This window comes from Trinickia sp. (assembly GCF_035492435.1).
Classification (GTDB): Bacteria; Pseudomonadota; Gammaproteobacteria; order Burkholderiales; family Burkholderiaceae; genus Trinickia.
In genome coordinates, this window is the sequence record NZ_DATJJF010000220.1 from 21,558 (window position 1) to 27,711 (window position 6,154).

Below are 6,154 nucleotides of genomic sequence, written 5' to 3' on the forward strand. Positions count from 1 at the left end.
CCCATTATTGGATGCACCGGCGGGCGCGCATTGTAGTCATCCCCACGTCATCCCCACGTATGGCTGGCAAAACCGGTGTTTTGGCGGCGCGCGAGGTTAGGCGCGCGCGACGATGCTCAGCGTGCATCACATCGTTTCACGGGAGGCAGCCTGTGTCAGTCCGATTGTCATTACTCCCACATCATGCTGTCGTCGCGCATGTACGCGTGGCAAGCGCCTCTCAGGTTCTTGCGCGGATCTCGAGTGCGGCGTGTCTGCTGCTTTCGCTGTGCATCGTCACCCCGCTCGCAGCACAAGAAGTGCCCGCAGCCAAAGCCAATGACGCCAAGGCTGCCGCGCGCGCCGCCGACGACAGCTTGCGCGGCGTCACGCGTGAAGATGCAATGCGCGGTGGCCCTTCCCCCTATCGCAATCCTTATCGCGCGGCGTTCGATGCGAACGAAACCTCGCAGACCGATCTCATGCGCGCCGGACGCATGCCGAATCGCGACGGTAATGGATACGACCCACTGCCAGCCGGCGGCGGACGCAAGCCCGCCGCTCGTGCGGCGGCAGACGCGGGTAATGGTGTTGCGGGAGCGGGGGCGGCAGCAGGCTTGAGCGGCACTGGGCTCGGTAGCGGCGCGGCGCCGGTCGCGGGCGCCGCACAAGCGGGCGGCGCACAAGCGGGCGGCGTCGCGCCGGCAGATATGGCTCAGGGGGCGGCTCGCACGCTCTATCGGGATCCTTTCGGCGGACCAAACGCCGCCGCGCAGCAGATTTATCACTCGCCGTGGTAGTGCAGGCGAGAGGTCTCAGCGTGAGGCGGACGCCAGTAAGGCACATCCCATCGTCTCAGAACGGTTCGGAGCAGTCGCGGCGCTTTCAAGCGACGTGGCATAAGCTACAGCCGCAACGATCCGAACCAACGCTTTACCCGTGGATGAACGAAGGGCCGCGCAAGCGGCCCTTCGTTCACAGCACCTATCTAGTGGCAAAGCTTATACAGCTCACCCCTCAAGCTATCGAGCTCATTGTTCTCGCGAGTCATCGGTTGTCCATTCTTGTATAGGACTAGGTCGTTCAACGAACCCATACCTCCATACATCGCAATTATCTGCGTGCGTACCTCATCGGGATCGTTTGCCAGATTGAGCAAACAACGGTGGAGCGCATTCGCCCAATCGTTCAGCGCCCCCTGCCGCAATAGATCGATCATTCTCACGAGGACATCTTCGGTGCGTTGGACATTCATCACTTGAGACCACATGTATCGGTTACTTCGACCCCGTCGATTGTCCAAGTCAATCGCCACGTCCTTGAGCGACAGGGCGTTGCCGACGCCCGGCACCATGTACAGGCATTGCACGAACACTTCGAGGCCGTGGTTCTCGACGGTGTCGAGACCTTGCTGCATGACCAGTTGAGCCCGGCTCGGCTGCTCCGGCACGGGGCTTTGCACCACGCGGCGGTTTTCTACATTCAGGCGCACGGCCGCGGGCGCGGTGACGGTGAGCGCGCCGTGCGCTGCCATGGAAGTGGTCTCGGCCGTCATGTCGGCTCACCGGTCGCGGCGGTGGGGGGCTGTTTCAGTCCGGCGCGCGTGGCCTGTCGTCGTTTCTCCAGTTTCTCCATCCTGCCCCCTCCGAGAATTAAACCAGGAGGCGACAGATAACCCTGTGCCGTCGTCGCGGTCTATCAGAATTGTCTGAATTTGATTATTAAGACGGCGTGACTGTGCGCAATCGGAAAGGCAATTTCCGAAAACCAGAACGCCGATTGGCAGCGATTGGCGCAAATAGGACTGCCTATCCTCGAGGTGTATGACCGGGTCGTCCAATCGCTCGGCTAGAAGAAGAGGAGGCGCGAACCATGGCGAGCAATGTCGTGCGCGCCGGCGCGGCATACGCGGCATACCGGGCGCGGGCATAACAGGCTTAAGAAGCTGCGTTAACGGCCAGACATGCCGACCTGGCGACGACGGGACATGACCCCTCACGTCAACAGCAAAGGTATCGAGAGCAAGGGGAGCTTGGTTTGGGCGTCACCGATGAGTTGTCGAGCGCCTATACGCTTGATTTTCAGGTTTCGGCAAGCTGCGCATTCGCTTCGAGCGTTGGCTCGACATTCCCGTGACGCCACTCAAGCTCGCATCATCCGCTCTCGCCACGTTGAAGACTGGTCCTAGCGAGTCTTAATGTCTCCGTGCGGCGCCACCTGATTGCGGCTCTTTTCAAGTTCCCTTTTCTCGTAGTGACCGGCCTCTAGTCCATCGAGCTTTTCTTGATTTTTACGACAAGCATACTTCAGTCGCCTCGCTAGCCAAATTAAAGCGGAGCGCACTAGAACTATTTATTCAAAGGAGGCATCCCGATGAGCAAACATTTTCTCCAACCGACCCGAATCACCCCCTATGGTTCATTTCTATCGGTAATCCTATCTAAGAAATCCCACCCCGGCGATGGAATTTTCGGGCGCGGTCGACGCTGATTTGATTCGAATCGGCTAGCAATTGGGCGAGGCGGGCGAACCCCCTGTCTCGCCATCATTGACATCCACCCGGTACACCATGAGAAGTAATCAGAATCAAAAACCCGACACGGCGTTCTCGATCGATACACCGGATTACTTTCACATTGACGACGAGTTGATCGCGTTCAGCACGGTGAAGCAGGCGTATTTCGGCATCGGGGGCGCGGCGCGGCTCGTCTTCGAAGCGCTTGTCGAGAAAGGCGCGAGCGCCACGGCACGGGAGATAGAGCAGATCATCGGCACGCAGCATCCATTGACGCGGGAAGACGTCGCATTGATTCAGGAAGCGATCGACTCGCTAGTCGAAATTGGGGTGCTCCTTGAACAATGAACGGCGCCTGATCTTTCTGCTACACAGCGTAATCCGCGCACTGCTGCTTGAACGATCGGTCGACGATGCCTATCTCGCGATTTGCAAGACGGTCATGCCGGGCATCGTAATGGGCCAATTCACGAGGTCAACGAAAATTGACTCTCATTACTTGCAAACAGTCTGTGACTTCATTTACCAGATGGATAACCAGGAATGGAGTTATGCGTCATGCTATTCAGCCAGCATTGTCGCGCAACTCATTGCCTCCGCCAACAACATCGACTCAGACATCATCATAGGCATCAAAAAGCAAGACGGAAAAATTTCTGGCCACGCCTGGGTGCAAATCCGCAGCGTCCACCCAAAGCAAATCATCAGCCCCGGCCGGGTGAGCGTTGACGACTTGAAAGTAATCAAACGCCTTCATCCCGAAAAAGCTCTTCAATCATGGATGCAAAAACGTGCGATTCTGGACGCTGCTGTTGAACCATGAACCCGGTCAAATCAATCGCTACATCGAAAGCGTTCTCACTCTGTTTGACAGAGTGAAGATCGTTCGATGTCGCCGCAAGGACTTGCCTCATGCGCTGTTGTTGCAGTTCGACGTCGAGCTAGTCCAAGACCGCAGCCGCAACGGGCCACCCATGGAAACGCTCGCGGCCGGTGTCGCGTACAGCGGCTGGGTGCGCGATGGTTGCCGCAGCCGCATCTACTCATCGCTCAATGACGATGCGCTCGTCGTCGACCCGTCCACCCAACCGCTCATCGGCGAATTCAGCTACGCCCGCGCCGATGAACGCGGAGCGAGGGTGGCCACTGACCATTACGCAACGCATCCTGTCTACTACCATCGCGGCATGCGAGGGCATTGGATCGTCAGCAATGACCTGCGTCTTGTTTTGTCGTCGCGCGACGTGCCCGCGCAGATCGACCGAGCGTCATGCAGCCGCTTTCTCTCCCACACGATCATGTTGGATGAAAACGAGCTCGCAAACGGCGCCACGTTTTTCACCCACGTCCGCAAACTCGAGCGAGACAGCGTGCTCTGCATCGATGCGGACGGAAGTCGACACCGAATCATTCCACGCGAGCCTTGCGTCACGCCGAAGCGTTCGCCGTTCGTCGCCAATGAACGGCACGAATGCGCTGAAGCGTTCAAAGCGGCTTTCGATGAGTGTGTGCGTGACCGGCTCAACGCGGGCGCCGGCGCAATCTTGCTGAGCGGCGGCATCGATTCGAGCACAGTGCTTGGGGCCTGCATCTCGTCAGGGTCGAAGACGCCTTTTGCCGTCAGCGTCGCCTTCAAGGACCCTGATCTCGTCATGAGCCACGACGAAAAGCTGCTCGCCGCGTTATTCGGCACGCGCAGCGTGCCGCATGAAATCCTTTACGCCGACGCGGCTCTACGCTTTCCGATGCTCGACGACGCCGCCCCTTTCGTCGACGGCCCTGATTCGGCAGCCAACCCGCTCGTCAAGGAAGCATGTGCCGCAGCGTTGCAACGGCGCGGCATTTCGCTCGTGATGACGGGTGAAGGCGGCGATGTTGTACTCGGTGAAGCAATGCACGAGCTGATCGTCGATGGCATTCGCGAAAAGGAAGGGCTCGTCGGTGTCCATCGCTATCTCACGAGTCGGCTCGGCATGCGTTGCCGAAGCGCTGCCTATTGGCGCAAGCTGCTTGAATCGGCACTCCCGTTTTGGGGGCATCGCGCACTGCTTCGCGAAGCGCGCAAGACACACCGTCTGCCATCCCCTGCCTTCTTGAAACCCGCTGTCGCGGACGCGGCAATGGACATCGCCGACAGGCCGTGCCGAGACGCGCCACGCTTCGCCTACGTCGGTCACCGCTATATGCACGGGATGCTGTATCCGCGCGCGTCGTACTTCGACACGCTGAATGTTCAATGTGTGAACTCGCACCCGTTTCTCGATCCCCGCATGATTTCGTTCGCGCTAACCTGCCCGCCGCATTTTCACCACGACTATCTCAACGTAGACCGCGCCAATCCATACGCGAGCGCAAAAATGCTGGCACGGATCGCTTATCGCCACGAGCTGCCGGCCGCGGTGCTGCAAAAGACGCACAAGACCAGCTACGCGTTAATGGCGCGCCGCATGTTTCACAACAGCGCAACAGCGCTCTACGCGCTCACCGAAGAACCGATGACGGTCTCGGAATGGGGGCTCGTCGATCAAACGGCGTTTCGCCGGGAATTGATGGCGTACATCGTCGCTATGGAGGACCCGAACGCCAACCCGGGCCTCCGATACCACTACATCCGTGGCGTATGCGACTTGGAGACATGGCTGCGCCGGTTCTCCTGCCCACGCGCGCACCTGGACGCACAGCTCAAAATGCGCCCGCTTCGCCGGCTCGTCTGACGAGAGACGATGGGAGCAAATGCCCTCATTGCCAACCTCGCGCATACCGTGGCGCTGTTACGCCGCGCTTCGCCGCGCGTGTTCTTTCTCGCTGTTGCGCTCAACATCATTGGCGGACTCGTACCGGCTGCGCTCATCTATGCCGGAGCACAAGTCATCGCGCGGCTCTCGGACGGTAACGGCCTCGCTGCCGTCATGGCCCTCATCGTCGCCTATGTGCTGTTGACGGGCTTGAACGACTGTCTGGCCGCGATCTCGAGCTTTGTACTCGATGCGCTACGCGACGCCGCACGCATGACGATCAAGGGCGAGGTGAATCGCGCCGTTTCGACGTTTCCCGATCTCGCTATCCACGAGAATACGCGGTTGCGCGAAACGGCCGTGCTCTGCGCAAGCGCAGGTGAGCGACTTGCCGATCTCGTCCACCATCTCTTTTCGGTCAGCATCGGTTTCGTGAGCATTGTGCCTGTCGTGCTGCTCATCGGCGACATTGCCTGGTGGATGCCCGTTGCGGCGCTGATCGGGGCGATTCCCGCCATGCTATTGCGTGCACGTGCCGAGCGCTCGAGCTGGGACGTGCATAAGCAGCACGCAGCAACGTTCAACGAGTTGCGCATCCTCGATCGCGTTTTGACGCAACCCGAGTTTGCCAAGGACATCCGCATTTTCCGGATGCAAGTGGGGTTGCTCGAGCGATGGCGCAGTCGGCATGGTGCCTACCTAGTGGCCGCCAATCGCGTTCGCATCCGCAACGCGGGCCGGATTGCCCTCATCTCCCTCTTTGCCAGCGTGTGCCTCGGCGCTCCCCTTTTCGCGATTGCACAAGGCTTCGCAACGGGTCGATTCGACGTCGCCGATCTCGCGATCTTTCTGGGTGCGCTGACGCAGTTGCGCGATGGCCTGGCCGCCATCGTCTATAACATCGGCGACGTTATCGGCATCTCCT

At 59.5% G+C, this 6,154-nt stretch carries 6 protein-coding genes; 5 read left to right on the forward strand and 1 reads right to left on the reverse strand.

Going from position 1 to position 6,154, the window contains the following annotated elements:
- Positions 1 to 152 precede the first annotated feature (152 nt).
- Positions 153 to 779, forward strand: a complete 627-nt coding sequence (locus VL598_RS16005; RefSeq protein WP_325327706.1) for a hypothetical protein — start codon at positions 153 to 155, stop codon at positions 777 to 779.
- A 188-nt stretch (positions 780 to 967) separates the two neighbouring features.
- Here VL598_RS16005 and VL598_RS16010 read toward each other — a convergent pair whose 3' ends face one another.
- Entirely contained in the window at positions 968 to 1,534 is a 567-nt protein-coding gene (locus VL598_RS16010; RefSeq protein WP_325327707.1) for a DUF6966 domain-containing protein, read from the reverse strand.
- A gap of 1,014 nt (positions 1,535 to 2,548) precedes the next feature.
- On the opposite strand from VL598_RS16010, the gene VL598_RS16020 reads away from it, so the two are divergent.
- The 4 genes from VL598_RS16020 to VL598_RS16035 form a co-directional block, all read left to right on the forward strand.
- The gene (locus VL598_RS16020) at positions 2,549 to 2,842 is read left to right on the forward strand and encodes a hypothetical protein (RefSeq protein WP_325327708.1); all 294 of its coding nucleotides are present in this window, start codon (positions 2,549 to 2,551) and stop codon (positions 2,840 to 2,842) included.
- On the forward strand, positions 2,832 to 3,317 hold the full coding sequence (locus tag VL598_RS16025) for a lasso peptide biosynthesis protein (protein ID WP_325327709.1): 486 nt from the start codon (positions 2,832 to 2,834) through the stop codon (positions 3,315 to 3,317). Before VL598_RS16020 ends, VL598_RS16025 begins: the two co-directional genes overlap by 11 nt.
- A complete protein-coding gene (locus tag VL598_RS16030) occupies positions 3,286 to 5,208 on the forward strand; it encodes an asparagine synthase C-terminal domain-containing protein (protein WP_325327710.1) in 1,923 nt (640 codons plus the stop codon). Before VL598_RS16025 ends, VL598_RS16030 begins: the two co-directional genes overlap by 32 nt.
- Before the next feature lie 9 nt (positions 5,209 to 5,217).
- Positions 5,218 to 6,154: hypothetical protein (locus VL598_RS16035; RefSeq protein ID WP_325327711.1), on the forward strand; the 937-nt coding region annotated here is incomplete at its 3' end.

Bases quoted from the DNA above. Each gene is read 5' to 3' on its own strand.
- VL598_RS16010 (WP_325327707.1), bottom strand. From the start codon at position 1,534: ATGACGGCCGAGACCACTTCCATGGCAGCGCACGGCGCGCTCACCGTC.
- VL598_RS16020 (WP_325327708.1), top strand. From the start codon at position 2,549: ATGAGAAGTAATCAGAATCAAAAACCCGACACGGCGTTCTCGATCGAT.